The organism is Pseudoroseicyclus tamaricis, from assembly GCF_012070395.1.
Taxonomy (GTDB): Bacteria; Pseudomonadota; Alphaproteobacteria; order Rhodobacterales; family Rhodobacteraceae; genus Pseudoroseicyclus_A; species Pseudoroseicyclus_A tamaricis.
Window position 1 is genome coordinate 671,542 of sequence record NZ_JAAFYS010000002.1, and the last position, 16,748, is coordinate 688,289.

General features: G+C 68.8%; 19 protein-coding genes. 13 read left to right on the plus strand and 6 right to left on the minus strand.

Going from position 1 to position 16,748, the window contains the following annotated elements:
* Positions 1-23 precede the first annotated feature (23 nt).
* Positions 24-845, minus strand: a complete 822-nt coding sequence (locus GY170_RS09615) for an SDR family NAD(P)-dependent oxidoreductase (RefSeq protein WP_163892710.1) — start codon at positions 843-845, stop codon at positions 24-26.
* Positions 842-2,374: an aldehyde dehydrogenase gene (locus GY170_RS09620; RefSeq protein ID WP_163892711.1), complete on the minus strand. Its 1,533-nt coding sequence runs from the start codon at positions 2,372-2,374 to the stop codon at positions 842-844. The genes GY170_RS09615 and GY170_RS09620 overlap by 4 nt, the downstream gene beginning before the upstream one ends.
* 250 nt (positions 2,375-2,624) lie before the next feature.
* On the opposite strand from GY170_RS09620, the gene GY170_RS09625 reads away from it, so the two are divergent.
* The 12 genes from GY170_RS09625 to purU all read left to right on the plus strand — a co-directional run bounded on the left by GY170_RS09625 (position 2,625) and on the right by purU (position 13,862).
* Positions 2,625-3,389 carry an IclR family transcriptional regulator gene (locus GY170_RS09625; RefSeq protein WP_163892713.1) on the plus strand — a complete coding sequence of 255 codons (765 nt, stop codon included), beginning with the start codon at positions 2,625-2,627 and terminating at the stop codon, positions 3,387-3,389.
* Positions 3,386-4,216, plus strand: coding sequence for an alpha/beta fold hydrolase (locus tag GY170_RS09630; protein ID WP_163892716.1), 831 nt, complete (start codon positions 3,386-3,388; stop codon positions 4,214-4,216). The genes GY170_RS09625 and GY170_RS09630 overlap by 4 nt, the downstream gene beginning before the upstream one ends.
* Before the next feature lie 164 nt (positions 4,217-4,380).
* On the plus strand, positions 4,381-5,223 hold the full coding sequence (locus GY170_RS09635; protein WP_163892719.1) for an ABC transporter ATP-binding protein: 843 nt from the start codon (positions 4,381-4,383) through the stop codon (positions 5,221-5,223).
* A complete protein-coding gene (locus GY170_RS09640) occupies positions 5,220-6,230 on the plus strand; it encodes a FecCD family ABC transporter permease (RefSeq protein WP_235937828.1) in 1,011 nt (336 codons plus the stop codon). The genes GY170_RS09635 and GY170_RS09640 overlap by 4 nt, the downstream gene beginning before the upstream one ends.
* Complete coding sequence (locus GY170_RS09645; protein ID WP_163892722.1) at positions 6,227-7,273, plus strand: FecCD family ABC transporter permease; 1,047 nt, start codon at positions 6,227-6,229, stop codon at positions 7,271-7,273. The genes GY170_RS09640 and GY170_RS09645 overlap by 4 nt, the downstream gene beginning before the upstream one ends.
* On the plus strand, positions 7,270-8,187 hold the full coding sequence (locus GY170_RS09650; protein ID WP_163892725.1) for a ferredoxin family protein: 918 nt from the start codon (positions 7,270-7,272) through the stop codon (positions 8,185-8,187). The genes GY170_RS09645 and GY170_RS09650 overlap by 4 nt, the downstream gene beginning before the upstream one ends.
* A 16-nt stretch (positions 8,188-8,203) precedes the next feature.
* Positions 8,204-9,166 carry an ABC transporter substrate-binding protein gene (locus tag GY170_RS09655; protein ID WP_163892728.1) on the plus strand — a complete coding sequence of 321 codons (963 nt, stop codon included), beginning with the start codon at positions 8,204-8,206 and terminating at the stop codon, positions 9,164-9,166.
* A gap of 35 nt (positions 9,167-9,201) precedes the next feature.
* Positions 9,202-9,651: an ABC transporter substrate-binding protein gene (locus tag GY170_RS09660; protein WP_163892731.1), complete on the plus strand. Its 450-nt coding sequence runs from the start codon at positions 9,202-9,204 to the stop codon at positions 9,649-9,651.
* A gap of 15 nt (positions 9,652-9,666) precedes the next feature.
* The gene (locus GY170_RS09665) at positions 9,667-10,167 is read left to right on the plus strand and encodes a TroA family protein (RefSeq protein WP_394351492.1); all 501 of its coding nucleotides are present in this window, start codon (positions 9,667-9,669) and stop codon (positions 10,165-10,167) included.
* Positions 10,168-10,310: 143 nt separating this feature from the next.
* Positions 10,311-11,285 carry an ABC transporter substrate-binding protein gene (locus tag GY170_RS09670; protein WP_163892737.1) on the plus strand — a complete coding sequence of 325 codons (975 nt, stop codon included), beginning with the start codon at positions 10,311-10,313 and terminating at the stop codon, positions 11,283-11,285.
* 77 nt (positions 11,286-11,362) lie between these two features.
* Positions 11,363-12,322: an ABC transporter substrate-binding protein gene (locus tag GY170_RS09675; protein WP_163892740.1), complete on the plus strand. Its 960-nt coding sequence runs from the start codon at positions 11,363-11,365 to the stop codon at positions 12,320-12,322.
* A gap of 658 nt (positions 12,323-12,980) precedes the next feature.
* Positions 12,981-13,862 carry a formyltetrahydrofolate deformylase gene (gene purU / locus GY170_RS09680; RefSeq protein WP_163892743.1) on the plus strand — a complete coding sequence of 294 codons (882 nt, stop codon included), beginning with the start codon at positions 12,981-12,983 and terminating at the stop codon, positions 13,860-13,862.
* A 10-nt stretch (positions 13,863-13,872) separates the two neighbouring features.
* Here the strand turns inward: purU and GY170_RS18650 are convergent, their stop codons facing one another.
* From GY170_RS18650 to GY170_RS09700, 4 genes are all read right to left on the minus strand, one after another.
* On the minus strand, positions 13,873-14,073 hold the full coding sequence (locus GY170_RS18650; RefSeq protein WP_328800491.1) for a PIN domain-containing protein: 201 nt from the start codon (positions 14,071-14,073) through the stop codon (positions 13,873-13,875).
* Between the two features lie 196 nt (positions 14,074-14,269).
* Positions 14,270-15,304 carry an adenylate/guanylate cyclase domain-containing protein gene (locus tag GY170_RS09690; RefSeq protein ID WP_163892745.1) on the minus strand — a complete coding sequence of 345 codons (1,035 nt, stop codon included), beginning with the start codon at positions 15,302-15,304 and terminating at the stop codon, positions 14,270-14,272.
* Complete coding sequence (locus tag GY170_RS09695) at positions 15,301-15,693, minus strand: DUF1987 domain-containing protein (protein ID WP_163893825.1); 393 nt, start codon at positions 15,691-15,693, stop codon at positions 15,301-15,303. The genes GY170_RS09690 and GY170_RS09695 overlap by 4 nt, the downstream gene beginning before the upstream one ends.
* A 5-nt stretch (positions 15,694-15,698) precedes the next feature.
* Positions 15,699-16,253 (minus strand): SiaB family protein kinase, encoded by a 555-nt coding sequence (locus tag GY170_RS09700; protein WP_163892747.1) that lies wholly within the window; start codon positions 16,251-16,253, stop codon positions 15,699-15,701.
* Positions 16,254-16,358: 105 nt separating this feature from the next.
* Here GY170_RS09700 and GY170_RS09705 point away from each other — a divergent pair, with 105 nt between their 5' ends.
* Positions 16,359-16,748 (plus strand): hypothetical protein, encoded by a 390-nt coding sequence (locus GY170_RS09705; RefSeq protein WP_163892749.1) that lies wholly within the window; start codon positions 16,359-16,361, stop codon positions 16,746-16,748.

A 16,748-nucleotide genomic window follows, 5' to 3' on the forward strand; every position in this document is an offset into this window, starting at 1 on the left:
CGCCGAGGGCGCCCGGGCGCGGGTCATTTGCAGGTGAAGCCCCCGTCGACCGGCAGCTCTATGCCGGTCACGAAGCCCGCGTCGTCGGAGGCGAGCCAGAGCACCGCCTGCGCCACCTCTTCGGGGCGGACCAGGCGGCCGAGCGGCACGTTCGAGACGTACTTGTCTTCGGCTGCCTTGGCGGCCTCGGCGGAGACGCCCCGTCCGGTAAAGCCCGACTTCATCGGTGTCTCGGCGAGGCCGGGGCAGATGACGTTCACGCGCACCCCGTCGGGCGCGAAGGTCTGCGCCAGCGATTTCGTCAGCCCCACCACCGCGAACTTGCAGCTGGAATAGACGGGCGACCACATCGAGCCGACCATGCCGGAGACGGAGGAGGTGAAGACGATCGCGCCGCCCCCTGCCCCGCCATTGTTGCGACGCATGTGGGAGATGACCTCTCCGGCGCCGAGCGCGGCGCTCTGGACGTTCAGCGCGAAGGCGAGCTGGTACTCGCCCACGTCGAGCCCCTCGATGCCGCCCGGGCCGGGGATGCCAGCATGGGCCCAGAGAATATCGACGCCGCCCAGGCGCTCCGCCGCCTCGTTGATCGAGCCGCGCACGCCCTCGGCAGTTGAGAGATCGGCCTGCAGGGTGACTAGCCGGTCCCCGGCGCCAAGCTCGGCCTTCAGCGCGTCGAGCGCATCTTCGTTGATGTCCACCGCGCAGACCGTGGCCCCCTCGGCGAGGAAGAGCTCCACCCCCGCCCGCCCCATGCCGGAGGCGGCAGCGGTGATGATGGCGCGCTTGTCCTTCAGACGCGTGGAGGGGCGCGTCTCCCCGCCGGGATGTGAGGCAATGGTCATTGGGCGTAGGCATCCGGGAAGGCGCCCGTGGTGGAGATCACCGTGGCGCGGGTTTCGAGGTAGGGCTCCAGCGCCTCGAGGCCGTTCTCGCGGCCCCAGCCGCTGGCCTTGAAGCCGCCATAGGGGATCGACCAGCGCAGGTAGCGATAGGTGTTCACCCAGACGACGCCGGCGCGGATGCGCGCGGCGGTGCGATGCGCGCGGCCGAGATCCTGCGTCCACAGGCCGGCGGTCAGGCCGTAGGCGGTGTCATTGGCGAGCGCGACGGCCTCGTCCTCGCCCTCGAAGGGGATGAGCGCCGCGACGGGGCCGAAGATCTCGTCGCGCGCGATGGCCATGTCGTTGGCGACATCGGCGAAGACGGTGGGCTGCACATAATAGCCACCGTCGAACTCCGGCCCCTCCACCGCCGCGCCGCCGACGATCAGCCGGGCGCCCTCCTCGTTGCCGCGGGCGATGTAGGAGAGCGTCTTGTCCCGCTGCACGGCGCTGGCCTGCGGGCCCATATGTGTCGCCTCGTCGAGCGGGCGGCCGACGCGCACCTTGGCGGCGCGGGCCGCGAAGGCCTCCGCCACCTGATCGTAGACGGCGCGCTCCACCAGCACCCGGCTGCCGAGCGCGCAGCTCTGCCCGCAGAGCGCCCAGGCGGAGCCGGTGGCGGCGTTGATCGCCTGCTCCAGATCGGCATCGGCGAAGAGGATATGCGGCGCCTTCCCGCCCAGCTCGAAGGTGAACTTCTTCAGCGTGTCGGCACCGCGCCTGAGGATCTCCTTCGCCGTGGCGCCTTCGCCCGTGAAGGTGATCTTGTCGACGCCGGGATGGGTGACGAGGTGATCCCCCGCCCCGCCCGCGCCGTAGCCCGGCACGATGTTGACGACACCCGGCGGGAAGCCCGCCTCCTCGAAGAGGCGCGCCAGCTCCAGCGACGAGCAGGAGGTGAGCTCGGCGGGCTTGAGCACCACGGTGCAGCCGGCGGCGAGCGCCGGGCCGAGCTTCCAGCAGGCGGCCATGAGCGGCACGTTCCACGGCGTGATCGCCCCGACGACCCCGATGGGCAGCCGCTCGGTATAGGCATGGACGGAGGCGTCGAGCGGGATGGTGCGGCCGCCCTGCTTGTCCGCCAGCGAGGCGAACCAGTGATAGGCCTGGTGGTGGCTGCCGGCATCGGCGCGGCTCTCGCGGTGTGCCCGGCCGTTGTCGCGCGATTCCACCTCGGCGAGGCGGGGCGCGGCGGCCTGGTAGAGATCGGCGAAGCGGCGGAGAAGCGCAGCCCGCTCATGCGGCGGCATCCGGCCCCACGGGCCCTCGAAGGCAGCGCGGGCAGCGGCGACCGCACGGTCGATGTCCCGCTTGCCGCCGAAGGCGACCATGGCCCAAGGCCTGCCGGTGGAAGGGTCGAGGCTCTCCATGAGGCCGCCATCCTCCGGCGTGACCCAAGCGCCGTTGATGTAGAGGTGCTCGTACCGGGCGAGCGCGCCGTCCGCGGCCGCTGCCTCTCCCGTCGCACGTTCCGCTGCTGCAGCCTTCATGACCGGCTCCGAGTTCAATACATTATTGTGAATTGGTAAGTCACCATTATGAACTCAGTCAACGACCTTGATGTAGAAGAAGGCGTAAGGAGGCGCCCTTAGCGCGGCCAAACAGCGATTCATCTCAGGATTTCCCCTGTTTTCTCTACCGAGCGCTGAAAAATTGCGCGGAACGATCTGGATTGCGAAGTTCACGCTCATGAACTAGCCTGCAGGACGAAACGACGCGGCGAGCGGGAGACAGGCACGCATGTATGTGAAGCAGGCGGCCAATGTGGTCGAGCTACTGGAGTTCTTCGCCACGCACGGGGAGGCGGCGACCATCGCAGAGATCGCCGACACGCTGGGTTGGCCGCGCAGCAGCACCTTCAACATCATCGGCACGCTGGTGGAGAAGGGCTATCTCTACGAGCCGCGCAGCCGGGGCGGCTACTTCCCCAGCCCGCGCTGGCAGACGATCATCCGCCAGATCGAGGAGCGCGACCCTGTCCCCACCGCGCTGATCGACCTGATCGACACGATCGCAGAGCGGACGGGAGAGACCACCGCGCTCGCCAGCGCCTCCGGCCTGCACGTCATCATGCTCTACGTGCGCGAGTCGCGTCAGCCCATCCGCTATTTTGCCAGCATAGGCACCCGCGTGCCGATCCATGCCAGCTCCGTCGGCCGCGCGATCCTCGTCCAGATGTCGGAAAAGGAGCGCGAGGCGCTCTATCGCAAGCTCGTCTTCGAGAAGTATTCGACGACCACGCCGATGAGCATCGAGCGGATCGAGGCCGAGCTGCGGGCGGCGGGAGAGCGCGGCTACCATCAGAGCCAGTCTGAATATATCGCCGATCTCGCCGGGGCGTCCGTGCCGCTGCCGTTCGGGGGCAAGCGCCTCTCCATCGTCTCCGCCGGGCCGGTCTCCCGCTGCCTCGAGCGGCGGGGCGACATGGCGGCGATCATGCGCGAGGCCATATCGGAGGCGGGTCTCCGGGACGATCCGGGCGCGCTTCTGCCGGCCGCCGGGTGACCGCTATCGCCGCACCGCTCATCGCCCCCCTGCCCGGCCCCGACAGGCACCTCGACCTCGGCACCCACAGCCTCGCCTACGCCGATATCGGCGCCGGCCCGCCCGTGATCTTCCTGCATGGCGGGCTAATGGACCATTCCAGCTGGGGCAACCAGCTGCCCCTCGCGGAGGAACTCCGCCTCATCCTGCCCTCGACACGCGGCCATGGCGCCAGCACCGGCGGCGACCTCCCCGCCACTTACGCCGCCTTTGCGGAAGATATCCCCGCCCTCATGGACGGGCTGGGGCTGGCAAGCGCCCATATCGTCGGCTTCAGCGACGGCGGCTGCACCGCGCTGGAGCTGGCCCTGCGCGCGCCGGGCCGTGTCCGCTCGCTCTCCCTCCTCGGGACGCCCTATCACACCGACAACTACGCCGACGGCGTCCTGAGCGGCATGGCCGCCATGCAGCCGGAGCACCTGGAGCAGGCGCGCCCCGTCGTGCGGGAGCTGACCGACAAGCTCCGGGCCCGGATGTCTGTGGACGATTGGGAGGCCTATTTCCCCCGCATCATCCACGGCCTCTGGCTCCGCGAGCCGACCCTTGAGCTGTCAGACCTCGCGGCGCTCACCATGCCGACACTCGTGGTGCACGGAGAGAACGAGCATTCCATTCGTCTGGGCGCCTCCGAAGCTCTCGCGGCCGCCCTGCCAAAGGGCAGGCTCACGATCATCCCCGGCGCCACGCACGCCTCCGCCCAGGATGAGCCGGAAGCGGTGAACGCGGCGCTGAGAGAGCATATCCACCTCGCAGATGGCCAGGGTCGGGAACTCTTGAGCGGCCGTTGATTCAGGACGGACGGCGAGCGCGGCCGGCGTCCCCTGCCTGATTGACAGACGCGCTAGGGGAGCCGTTCTGCCCGGCGCAGGGAAATCCCGACTAATTTTGTCGGCTAATCTTGCCATCTCGAAATATCCATGTAGGTCTCGCGTGAGAACACCACGAGAGCCTCATGCCCACGTCCGCACTCAGAACGTCACAGGTCGCCCCACCCAGCCGTCTTGCCGCCGAAGACGTCTCCTCGGGCTATGGCGGGAAGGTCATCGTCCGCGACGTGACGCTGACCGTTCCGGACGCGGCGCTGACGGTGCTCATCGGGCCGAACGGCTGCGGCAAGTCGACGCTGCTCAAGACCATGGCGCGGGTCCTGCCCGCCTCTGCGGGGCAGGTCCTTCTCGACGGCCGGCCCGTGCACGACACGCCCACGCGCAACGTGGCCAAGCGCATGGCGCTGCTCCCGCAGGGGCCGACGGCGCCCGAGGGGCTGCGGGTCCGCGAGCTGGTGGCGCAGGGCCGCTTTCCGCACCAGTCGCTGATGCGGCAGTGGTCGCGCGAGGATGCGCGCGCTGTCGAGGCGGCGATGGAGGCCGCCGATGTCGCGCAATTCGCGGGCAGGCCGGTGTCGGAGCTCTCCGGCGGGCAGAGGCAGCGCTGCTGGGTCGCCATGGTGCTGGCCCAGGAGACGGACATCATCCTGCTCGACGAGCCCACGACCTTTCTCGACCTCAAGGTTCAGGTCGAGCTGATGAAGCTGCTGCGCCGCATCGCGCATGAGGACGGGCGCACCCTGGTCGTCGTCCTGCACGAGCTGAACGTCGCCGCCGCCTTCGCCGACCTGCTGGTCATGATGAAGGACGGCCGGCTCGTCTCGCAGGGGCCTGTCGAGACGGCCTTTACCGCCGAGGCATTGGCGGAGGTCTTCGGCCTAGAGGCCAGTGTGGTGGCAGACCCGGTCAGCGGGCGGCCGGTCTGCGTGCCAATCGTCGCGCCCAGCCTCGCGGTTGCGGCGCAGTGAGCGTGGCGGCCCTGCCGCGCGGCAGCCTGTTCGCCTGGGCCGTGCCCGTGGCGGGCGTCGCGGCGCTGCTGCTGGCGTTTGGGTGGCACATCTCGGTCGGGGCCAAGACGATCCCCCTCGGCACGGTGATGGAGGCGCTTGTGGCTTACGACGCCACCAACTTCGACCATGTCGTCATCGTCGACCTGCGCCTGCCGCGAGCCCTCTTCGCCGTGCTGGTGGGCGCCGCGCTCTCGGTTGCCGGGGCGCTGATGCAGGGCGTCACGCGCAACCCGCTGGCAGAGCCGGGCATCCTGGGGCTGCTGATCGGCGCCTCCTTTGCTGTCGTGGTCTTCGTCGGCGTGTTCGACCTCGCCCCGCCGGCCCTGATCCCACTGGTGGCGGCCATCGGGGCGCTGGCCGCGGCCGTGACCGTCTGGGGCATCTCGACCGCCGCGCCGGGCGGGGCGACGCCGCTGACGCTGGTGCTCGCCGGGGCGGCCATCACCGCCTTCCTCGGTGCGCTGATCACCGCGGCCAACCTGCTCGACGAAGAGACCTTCGAGGAACTGCGCGTCTGGCTCACCGGCTCGCTCGCCGGCCGAAGGCTGGATGTGCTGCCATGGGCGCTCCCCTGGCTCGCCGCGGGGCTGGTCATCGCCTTTGGCGCCGCGCGACAGGTCACGGCGCTGGCCATGGGCGAGGAGACCGCCGTCGGGCTGGGGATGAACGTCGGCCGCCTGAAGGCGCTGGTGCTGGTGTCGGTGATCGCGCTAACCGCCGCCTCCGTCGCCATCGCCGGGCCGATGGGCTTTGTCGGCCTCGTCGTGCCCCATGCCGTGCGGCTGTTCGTCGGGCAGGATTACCGGCTGGTCGTGCCATGGTCGGCGCTGGCCGGAGCCGCCTACCTGCTGGTGGTGGATATCGCGGCCCGCATGGCGCTGGCGCCGGTCGAGATCTCCACGGGCCTCGTCACCGCGCTGCTGGGCGCGCCGATCTTCGTCTGGCTGATCAGGGCGCGGCTGTGACGGCCGGTCTCTTCACCCGGCTGGAGGGGCCCGTCACCTTCGCGCTGCCGACGAGGGCGCTCTGCGTGCTCGGCCTGCTCCTCGGCCTCGTCGCCGTGGTGCTCGTGGTCAGCCTGATGACGGGCAGCTACGCGCTGGACCTGCCGGGCGTGCTGTCGACACTCACCGGCAACGCCCCGTCGGCCATCGCGGACACCGTCGTCTGGCAATTCCGCTTCCCCCGCACGCTCGCGTCCTTCGGCGCCGGCGCTCTCTTGGCCCTGTCGGGCGCCACCTTGCAGAACGTCACGCGCAACCCGCTGGCCGACCCCTCGCTGGTGGGCGTCAGCCAGGGCGCGGGGCTCGCCGTTGTCGCAGCCATCGTGCTCTTTCCGCAGCTGCCCTACGGGCTGCGCCCCGTTCTGGCCTTTGCCGGGGCACTCGCCGTGGCCGCGCTGATCCAGTGGATCTCCATGCGGCGGACAGGCGGGGCAACCATGCGGTTCATCCTCACGGGCATCGGCGTCGCGGCCTTCATCTCGGCGGCGACCTCCGCGATGCTCACCTATGGCAAGATCGATCAGGCGATGGCGGCTCTGGGCTGGCTCGCCGGATCGGTTCATGCCGCGGGGTGGAGCGACGTCGCCGTGCTGGGGCTGGCGCTCATCGTGCTCGTACCCGCGCTCTTCGCCGCCTCGCGCCCGATGGCCGCGCTGCGCATGGGGCCGGAGATGGCCGTGGCGCTGGGCGTGCGGGTCGGGCGGGCGCGCGTGGCGCTGATCACCCTCTCGGTCGCGCTGGCCGCGGCAGCGGTGGCCATGGTCGGGCCGCTGGGCTTTGTCGGGCTGGTCGCGCCGCATCTGGCGCATCGCCTCGCCCGCTCGGGCGTGGGGCTGCATCTGGGGCTGTCGGCGGCGGCAGGCGCCCTGCTGGTGGGGGCGGCGGATCTTGCTGGCCGCGCCCTTTTCGCCCCGATCCAGATCCCGGCGGGCATTGTCACGGCGGTGATCGGCGTGCCGATCTTCGTAGCGCTGATCCTGCGCCGGCAGGGGAGCCCGTCATGAGCCGCTTCTGCAGCGAGCGCAGCCTTGCGGCGGGTGAGCCGCTGGCGGGCACGGGCATCCACCCCGCCCGCAACCTGCTGATCCAATGGCCGAAAGCGAAATGGCGCCATTCTCTGCGCATCGCGGCGGACATGGACGAGGCGCTGGTCACCGCCCTCGAAGACGTCGTGGCGGCCGGCTGGCGCGTCAACCTCATCGACCGCAAGGGCGAGAGCCGCGAGACGCTGCAGGTCTTCCTCTATCCCGAGGCGCTCTCTTTCGAGCTGCGCGCGGAGACCCTGCCCGCCTTCCTCGCCGCCATCCCGATGGGCGTGGACGCGCTGGCCCCGTTCGGCCCGAAGCCGGCGCGCACGCCGCTCGTCCTCTGCTGCACCCACGGCAAGCATGATCGCTGCTGCGCCAAGTTCGGCTTCGCCCTCTACCGCGCCATGGCCGGCGAAGCTGAGGCGCGCGGCGATTTCGATGTCTGGGAGGCCACGCATCTGGGCGGCTGCCGGCTGGCGGCGAGCGTTCTCGTGCTGCCCTCGATGCGCAAATACGGCCGCCTCGCCCCGGCAGACGCGCCGGCGCTGCTGAGCGCCGAGGCCGCGGGCCTGCCGTATCTAAAGTGCTATCGCGGCGCCTCTCACCTCGACGGCCCGGCGCAGGTCGCCGAGGTCGCCGGCCTCCAGCACCTCGCCAGCCAGGGCATCTGCGGGACCGCCACACTGCGCGAGACCGGCGCGGGCCGCTATGCCGTGACTGTGGGCGCCAGCGTCGCGCATGTCTCGCTCACCGAAGGCAGCATGAGCGGCCATGGCACCTGCTCCGATATCGACGGGGCCAAGCCCCCCGCGACCAAGACAATCTGGCTGGCCAGCGTCGAGCCCCTCCGCGAGGCCACCACCCCGAACACCCCACCGACCAAGACCTGACCCAAGGAATAAAAGCATGACACGCGCCATCCCGGCCTTCGGCTTGCTCATCGCGCTGGCGGCTCCCATCGCCGTCGCCGCCCAGGACACCCGCATCATCACCGACGACACCGGCACTGAGGTGGAGATCCCCATAGATCCGCAGCGCATCGTCGCCTTGCATGACAGCGTGCTGACGGTGCCGCTGCTGGAGCTCGGCGCAAATCTCGCCGGCAGCCACGGCCGCGGCGAGAGCGAGGGCGAGGCCTATATCCGCTCGAGCCTGTCGATCACCGGCATCGATTTCGACAATTCGGATATCGAGTGGGTCGGCAACCTTCCCGCCGACGTGGAGCGGATCGCCGCCGTCGAGCCGGACCTGATCCTGACCACCCAGTGGCAGACGGCGGATGTCGACCAGCTGCGCGCCATCGCGCCTACCGTGGTGCTCGATTACACGCAGCGCGGCGAGTGGGAGATCTACGACTGGCTCGCCGAGCTGACCGGCACGACCGACCAGCTGGAGCTGATGAAGCGCCGCTATGCCGACCAGATCGCCCTGATCCGCGAGGTGATCGACACCGAGAGCATCATGGTCTCGACCGTGCAGGCCAATCCCGGCGAGCTCTTCGCCTACAATCCCTACGGCAACATCGGCAAGGTGCTGGTCGATGCCGGCTTCCAGCGGCCGGCCATCATCGAGGCGATTCCCGAGGGCGACAGCAAGACCTTCACCGCCGAAGTGCTGCCCGAGTTCGATGGCGATTTCATCTTCGCCACCTACCGCTCCACCGCTGGTGACGGGCCTGACGACGTGCGCGCCAATTTCGACAGCGTCCTGCCGGGCTGGTGCGAGCAGCTGCATGCCTGCCGCGAAGACCAGATGTACTTCGTCAGCCGCTCGCTCGGCGCCACCCGCTCGTATTACGCGCTCGGCGCCGTCAGCTACATGCTGCTCTCCGTGATCGGCGGGCAGGACTTCACCCCGATGCCGCGGTGAGGCCGATGACTGCTGACATTCCTTGGACGTCCCACATGCGAAACACGCTTTTGGCCCTCGCCCTCGCCACGGCGACAACCGTGTCGCCGGCTCAGGCGCAGGACATGCGCACGATCACCGACGATATGGGCCGCGAGGTGACCTACCCCGCGGCGCCCGAGCGCATCGCCACTCTGCACGATATCGAGCTCACCGTGCCGCTGCTGGAACTCGGCGCGCCGGTTGTGGCCAGTCATGGCCGACCGGGGCCGGATGGGGCGCCGATGATCCGCTCAGGCCTTCTGCTGACCGGGCATGGGTTCTCGCCGGACGGCATCGTCGATCTCGGCCAAAACCCGATCGATATCGAGGTGCTGGCCGAAGCGGCGCCCGACCTCATCCTGACCACCACATGGCAGCAGGCCGAGGTGGCGCAGCTTGAAGAGATCGCGCCGACCATCGTGATCGACACGCAGTCGGGCCTGCGCGGCGATTTCGAGCTCTAAGACCTCCTCGCCGATATCGTCGGGCGGACGGAAGAGCTTGGCCCGATGAAAGCGCGATACGAGTCGCAGATCGCGCAGTTGCAGCGCGTCGCCGGCCCCGCGCCGCGTATGGTCAGCGCCTTTCACGCGCAGAACGGCGATCTCTCCGTGTGGAACCCTTATTCCTCCTTCGGCAAGGTGCTGCGCGATGCCGGCTTCACCTTCCCCGAGCTGATCGAGAGCATCCCCGAGGGCACGTCGGAGCAGTTGAGCGCCGAGCGCTTGCCCGAGCTGGATGCCGATGTCGTCTTCGTCAGTTACCGCAGTGACAGAGGCGAGACGCCGGCCAATGCCCATGACGAGCTGGAGGCCGCCCTGCCGGGCTACTGCGCGCAGCTCACCGCCTGCCAGGAGGGCCGGATGGTGCTGATTCCGCGAGAGGAAGGCTGGGCCACCTCCTACGTGGGGCTGACCATGCTCGCCTACGCCATGACGACAGCACTCGGCACACTCGATTTCGCGCAGCGCGACAACTGACACCGCCCTCTGGGTACGCACCCGATGCGGACCCTGCTGTCCGACCACACCCCTGCCCTGACGGCAGTGACCCGCAACGGTCCTGCCGGTGCTCCCGGTGCGCGTGACGCCCCGGCCGCACCCTGACCACGAAGGAACGTGCCATGAGACTTCAGGCAATAGTATGTTTCGGCCTTACCAGCCTCGCCCTTCCTGCCGGCCCCGCCGCTGCTCAGGACTGCGGGGAGGGGCAGCGCCTCTTCGAGCATTACGCCGGTGAGACCTGCGTGCCCGACGACCCGCAGCGCATCGTCACGCTGCAGGATCAGAATGCGCTTCTGCCGCTGACGGAACTGGGCGTCCGCCCCGTTGGCTCGGCGGGCCATATCGCGGCCGAGGGCGAGCGCATCTTCCGCCGGATGGAGGGCTACGACACCTCCGGCATCGAATGGATCGGCACCTATGGCGGGCCGCCCGAGCCAGAGGCCGTCGCGGCGATGGAGCCTGACCTCATCGTCGCCTCGCCCTGGCCGACCGGAGCGCCAGAGCTCTACGGCCACATCGCGCCCGTCGTCGTCATCGACATGTTCGAGCAACCGCTGACGGATGCCCTGTTCCAGTTCGCCGATCTGGTGGGCCGGACGGAGCGGGCCGAAGAGCTGCAAGCCGAGATGGAGAGCCATATGGCCGACGTGCGCGCGGCGCTCGGGCCGGCTCTGGACAGCACGACGCTCTCTTTCGTCGAGGCCGACCTCGCCGAGGGGCTTTTCTACCCGGTCGGCGAAGGGCAGGCGATGGGGGTGATCCTGCGGGGCCTGCAGCCGGTGCGCCCCGAGGCGGAGCGAGACCTCGGCAAGGACAACGCCGCCCGGTCCATCGAGACGATCGGCGATCACGAAGCCGATGTGATGTTCCTGCTCGTCTACGACGCGGACAAGCGGGGCGACAGCGATGCCTTTGCCGCCTTCACATCGCATCCGCTGGTCCAGGCCACGCAGGTCGCGCAAGCGGGTCAGATCGTCCCGCTCGACGGCTCGGCCATGGTTGGCTCCGCTTGGGGCAAGGTCATGAACGGGCTCGACCAGATTTCCGAAACTCTCGCGCGAGAGGATTTGAACCGCGACCTCGTGGCCGAATGACCTGGTTGTCTTCCAACAAATCGGCCCGGCCCCGCGCCAAGACCCCGACCCCGAATACCCGCTTGAAAGGACCTGGTATGCCCCTTCTTCTTCGCGCCTCGGCGCTTGCCGTGCTGGCCGCGCCGGCCATGGCGCAGGATTATCCGCTGACCATCGAGCACAAGTTCGGCACGAGCATCATCGAGGAGCCGCCCGAGCGGGTGGCGAGCCTTGATTACAACGGCGCCGACAACCTGCTGGCGCTCGGCGTTCAGCCCGTCGCCATCCGCTACTGGTACGGCGATTACGAGAATGCCGTCTGGCCCTGGGCCGATGAGCTTCTCGAAAGCGAGCCGGAGATCCTGCGCGGCGACCTCAACTTCGAGCAGATCGCGGCGACAGAGCCCGATGTGATCGTCGCGCTCTGGTCCGGCATTACGGCGCAGGACTACGAGCGCCTGTCGCTCATCGCCCCTGTCGTGGCCGTCCCCGAGGGTGTCGGCGATTTCTCCCTGCCCTGGGATGAGCTTGCCCTGATGGCCGGCACCGCCGTCGGCCGGCTCGACGAAGCCGAGGCACAGGTGGCCGAGATCGAAGCCGAGATGCAGGCCATCGCCGCCCGTCACCCCGATTGGGCCGACAAGACCGCCGCCGTGGCCTATTACTACGGCGACACGCCCGGAACCTATACCGGCGAGGATATTCGCCCGCTCCTTCTGTCGCGCCTCGGCCTGTCGTTGCCGGAGCCGGTGCAGGCGCTGGCCACGGGCAGCAAGTTCGCCGTGACCTTCTCGGAGGAAGAGCTTCAGATCATCGATGCCGATGTGCTGATCTGGATGATCGACGAAACGGCGGGCCAGCGCGACAAGATCGAGGGGCTCGCTCTGCGCCCTGCTTTGACGGCCTATCAGGAGGGGCGCGAGGTCTTCACCGACGTGCTTCTGAGCAGCGCGTTCAGCCACGCCTCACTCCTGAGCATCCCCTTTGTGCTCGAGGACCTCGAGCCCCGGATCGCCGCGGCCATCGACGGTGACCCGGCTACCGCGGTGCCGGAGTGACCCGCGGCCACCGCGCCCACATGTGAACCGCTCTCGCCCCCGGATCGCCGCGGTCCGGGGGCGAGACAGCGAGGACCGGCCTGCCTCGCTTCGGAACCACCGCCAGCCAGGCCGATCGGGTGGCGACAATCGATCATGCCGGCGCCGACACTATGCTGGCGGTTAGCGGACAGCCCCTGACCGCGCGCATGTGGTTCGGCCTCCATGACCACGCCCTGCGGCCCTGAGCACAGGACTACGCAACGCAACACCCCGTCACTATCGGCGGCCTGATTGATTTCGAGGCTATCGCGGCGATCGACCCGGCGTCATCGCCTGTGCTCGGGCATGACTGGCGCGGAATAGGAGCAGTTCAGCGCCATCGCACCCGTCGTGGCGGTGCCGGCAGGACGGGGCAACGACGATATCGACTTCGACGTCAGGCGCGCGGGTGACAGACCACCATGTTCATGACTGAAAGCACGCGCTCTCCCCCGGGCCAGATGTCGTCTGTCGCCCCGCAGAGCGGCCTCCCCCCAAAAGGCACCACCCCGCATCCCGCCCCCTCCGTCGCCGACAGCGCTCCGACGTCGCAAACCGCCTTCCACCGCCCCCGCTTTCCGCCCAAAGTGGCCGCCACAGCCGACCGGCCCGCAGACCTGACCTGAAAGACCGCCCCATGACCTATGTCCTCACCGTCCACTGCACCGCCCGGCGCGGGATCGTCGCCGCCACCTCCGGCTTCCTCGCCGAACAGGGCTGCAACATCACCGATGCCGCCCAGTTCGACGACACCGAGACCGGCAGCTTCTTCGCCCGCATCAGCTTCGAGGCCGAGACCGGCACGCCGCTGGAGACATTGCGCACCGGCTTCGGCCCCATCGCCGAGAGCTTCGACATGGAGTGGGGCATCCACGACAGCGCCGACCGGATGAAGGTGCTGATCATGGTCTCGAACTTCGGCCATTGCCTGAACGACCTGCTCTACCGCTGGCGGATCGGGGCGCTGCCGATCGAAATCGTCGGCGTCATCTCCAACCACATGACCTACCAGAAGGTGGTCGTGAACCACGACCTGCCCTTCCACCACATCAAGGTCACGAAAGAGAACAAGACCCAGGCCGAGGCGCAGCTCCTGCAGGTGGTGGAGGACTCGGGCGCCGAGCTCGTCGTGCTGGCCCGCTACATGCAGATCCTGTCGGACAGCCTCTGCCGGAAGATGTCGGGCCGGATCATCAACATCCACCACTCCTTCCTGCCCAGCTTCAAGGGCGCCAACCCATACAAGCAGGCCTTCCAGCGCGGCGTGAAGCTCATCGGCGCGACGTCCCACTACGTGACCGCCGATCTCGACGAGGGCCCGATCATCGAGCAGGACACGACCCGCGTCACCCATGCGCAGAGCCCGTCCGACTACGTCTCCCTCGGCCGCGATGTCGAGGCGCAGGTGCTGGCGCGGGCCGTGCATGCCCATGCGCAGCACCGCGTATTCCTGAACAAGGAGAAGACGGTCGTCTTCCCCGCCAGCCCCGGCGCCTACGCCTCCGACCGGATGGGCTGAGGCCCCTGCCCTACTGAAACGGGTCCACCAGCCACGCGCCGCTCGGCGTGAAGTCGGAGACATTGGCGGTCACCACGGCAGCCTCCCGCACCAACGGCTGCACGGCGATCATCAGGTCGGCGCCCGGATGGCCGAGCTTGGCTGAGAGGCCGCCCCAAGCCACCGCACCCTCGGCGGTGAAGGGCAGCAGCCGGTCGGAGAAGAGCGTCAATGTCCGCTCCAGCCAGCGGCGGAGGTCGGCGGCGAAGGGCGGGTTCTTCGCGGCCTGCAGCCCGATGCCGCGTTCGAACTCGCCGAGGGTGATGACGGAGAGGTAGAACTCCCGCTCGTCCTGCTCTTACAGCCACGCCTCCACCCGCTCGGGTCGTCGGAGCCCCGAGAGGCTGCGGGACCGAGGTGACGACGGTCTAGTCGTCTTCCATCGCGCGAAGGGCTTCGGAGAGGGCGGCGCGGGCCTCGGCGCGGGCGGTCGGGCTTGCGGCGCGGGGGTCGATGCGAAGCAGCAGGTGCGGCGTGTCCGCCAGGACTCGGGCGTGTTCCTGCGCACGCCCGACCTTGAAGGTCTCGACCGGGTACGCCACGCCCCGCACCTCCAGCGCGCCGCCCGCTTCGCAAGGCACGTCATGCCCCAGGTGGACCCGCGTCTCGCGCGAGATCAGGATCTCGCCCGGCTTGGCCGCGCTTTCCAGCCGCGCGGCCAAGTTCACCGTCCCGCCCAGAATGGTGTAGTCCATGCGCGCTTCGGAGCCGAAATTTCCCACCGCGCAATAGCCCGTGTGCAGCCCCATCCGCACCTCCAGCCGTTCCAGCAGGCCCTCGCGGCGCCATTGGTCGGCCAGCGTTTCCAGCCGGGCGCGCATGGCCATGGCCATCGCGACCGCCGCCCGGGCATCCTCGGCCACGCCGCGCGTGTCCGGGTCGCCGAAGAAGCACATCACCGCATCGCCCACGAACTTGTCGATCGTGGCCCCGTGGGCCGCCGCGATCTCGGCCATCTCGGTCAGGTAGGTGTTGAGCAGAAGCGTCAGGTCCTCCGCCTCCATCCGGTCCGTCAGCTCGGTGAAGCCGACCAGATCGGAGAAGAAGACCGTCAGCTTGCGCCGCCGGGCCGTCAGGCGCACGTCCTGCCGCCCCTCGAAGATCGAGGCGTAGACCTGCGGGCTGAGGTATTTCCCCAGTTTCGCCGACAGAAGCTCGAGCGCGCGCGCCTTGTCCGCGGCATCCGCGGCGGTGGCCTCGTGCCGCTCGGCCAGCTCGGCAAGGGCGCGCTCGTTGCGGTCTGACAGCCGCATCAGGCGGCGCAGGGTCTTCAGAAGGCGGGCATAGCCGTCGGCAAGCTCGCGAAAGTCGGCGTCCGTCTCCGCGGTGTCATGGGCCAACCGGGCGTCGATCCGCTCGAGCAGGGCAACCTCCCGCGCAAAGAGGTCGTCGGAGTGGCTCATGTCGCCGCGGGGACGGGCTCCAGCCGGAACGCCGCATGTTCGAGATCCTCGCCGAACTCCTCGCCGAGCTCCTCCATGCCCTCATCCTCGGCATCGAAGAACCAGACGACCTCCACGGCGGTGCCCCGCCCGGCGGCCGCGTCGAGGCGTTCCAGCAGCATCATCAGCGCCTTTGCCGAGGACGAGTTGAAATAGGACAGCGCCACGTCCAGCCGGGCCTTGGGCGGCTCGGTCGCCAGCCAGTCGTCCACCGCCGCGAGGACGGAGCCGTAGAGCGTGGTGACATCCTCGGGGTAGCTTTCCCCTTCAAGACGCAAGGCCCCCTCCGAGAAGAGGAAGTCGACCGCCGGGGTGCGCGGCCCGGCGGGCCTGCGGATATCGTCGGGCATGGATGTCACGCGTCGCCTCCGATCCTGGCCTCGATGGCAAAGAACGTGCGCCCGTCCTCCATCTTGAGGAAGTCGAACCCCACCGGCGTCGTCGAGCGCCGGGCGATCTCGATCAGGCCGATGCCGGCACCGCCCCCGGCCGTTGTCTCGCCGTCGCGCAGGCGCATCTTGTAGGCCGCCTTGAGCGAGGCGGCGTCCATGCCCCTCAGGCTTTCCAGCTTCTCGCGCAGGGGCGCGACCTCGGGGGCCGAGACGACATTGCCCGAATGCACGACATAGGCATCCGACTCCCGGCTAATCGCGAGGATGCCGTAGCTCAGCGTCTCGCCGCCGGTGTCGAGCCGCTCGTCGGAATAGCGGATCACGTTCTGCATCTGCTCCACGAAGACGGTGAAGACGGAGCGGATCGTCCGCCGCGCGGCATCCTGCGAGGCCATCTCGCGGCGCAGCGCTCCGCCCACGCCGCTGAGGATGTCGTCGGTCACATATCCCGAATAGGCGAAGATCACCCCGCGGCTCTGAAGGTCGGCTCTCAGGTCGTAGGTGCGTTGCGCCAGCATCCTTTTTCGTCTCCCCCCTGCGCCGATCCTCAGGCAAAACCCTATCGCCCGCATCGGACGCGCGCTACTGTTCTGCCTATCGAAATTTCCTTTGCGAGGCATTCCATGCAATTTTTATCGCTCTTCGCCGCCGCCGCTCTTGGCATCGGCGCCCTGACCCTGCCCGGCCCGGCCCTCGCCGAGATTTCGGCCGAAATGCGCGTGGCCCTGCAGGGCGCGATGCTGTCCTACGTCGATTCGGTCCTCGTCGACGGCGCCTATACCTATCTCGATCCCACCGCGGACGAGATGCGCACCGTCTATCCCGCCAACGTGCATCCGATGATCGTGACCGTGGGGGACGACTATTTCGTCTGTTCCGAAATGGTCACCGAGACGGGGGAGCAGGTCACAGCAGATTTCCTGGTGCGCGAGGTCGAGGGCGAGTGGACGGTGGTGCAGGCGCTGCTGAACGACCGCGCCTCGCTCGAGACGGCGATGTCGAAGGACATGTGA

Bases quoted from the DNA above. Each gene is read 5' to 3' on its own strand.
- GY170_RS09655 (WP_163892728.1), top strand. From the start codon at position 8,204: ATGACACGCGCCATCCCGGCCTTCGGCTTGCTCATCGCGCTGGCGGCT.
- GY170_RS09700 (WP_163892747.1), bottom strand. From the start codon at position 16,253: ATGCTGGCGCAACGCACCTACGACCTGAGAGCCGACCTTCAGAGCCGC.
- GY170_RS09615 (WP_163892710.1), bottom strand. From the start codon at position 845: ATGACCATTGCCTCACATCCCGGCGGGGAGACGCGCCCCTCCACGCGT.
- purU (WP_163892743.1), top strand. From the start codon at position 12,981: ATGACCTATGTCCTCACCGTCCACTGCACCGCCCGGCGCGGGATCGTC.
- GY170_RS09635 (WP_163892719.1), top strand. From the start codon at position 4,381: ATGCCCACGTCCGCACTCAGAACGTCACAGGTCGCCCCACCCAGCCGT.
- GY170_RS09705 (WP_163892749.1), top strand. From the start codon at position 16,359: ATGCAATTTTTATCGCTCTTCGCCGCCGCCGCTCTTGGCATCGGCGCC.
- GY170_RS09675 (WP_163892740.1), top strand. From the start codon at position 11,363: ATGCCCCTTCTTCTTCGCGCCTCGGCGCTTGCCGTGCTGGCCGCGCCG.
- GY170_RS09695 (WP_163893825.1), bottom strand. From the start codon at position 15,693: ATGCCCGACGATATCCGCAGGCCCGCCGGGCCGCGCACCCCGGCGGTC.
- GY170_RS09670 (WP_163892737.1), top strand. From the start codon at position 10,311: ATGAGACTTCAGGCAATAGTATGTTTCGGCCTTACCAGCCTCGCCCTT.
- GY170_RS09650 (WP_163892725.1), top strand. From the start codon at position 7,270: ATGAGCCGCTTCTGCAGCGAGCGCAGCCTTGCGGCGGGTGAGCCGCTG.
- GY170_RS09620 (WP_163892711.1), bottom strand. From the start codon at position 2,374: ATGAAGGCTGCAGCAGCGGAACGTGCGACGGGAGAGGCAGCGGCCGCG.
- GY170_RS09625 (WP_163892713.1), top strand. From the start codon at position 2,625: ATGTATGTGAAGCAGGCGGCCAATGTGGTCGAGCTACTGGAGTTCTTC.
- GY170_RS09690 (WP_163892745.1), bottom strand. From the start codon at position 15,304: ATGAGCCACTCCGACGACCTCTTTGCGCGGGAGGTTGCCCTGCTCGAG.
- GY170_RS09660 (WP_163892731.1), top strand. From the start codon at position 9,202: ATGCGAAACACGCTTTTGGCCCTCGCCCTCGCCACGGCGACAACCGTG.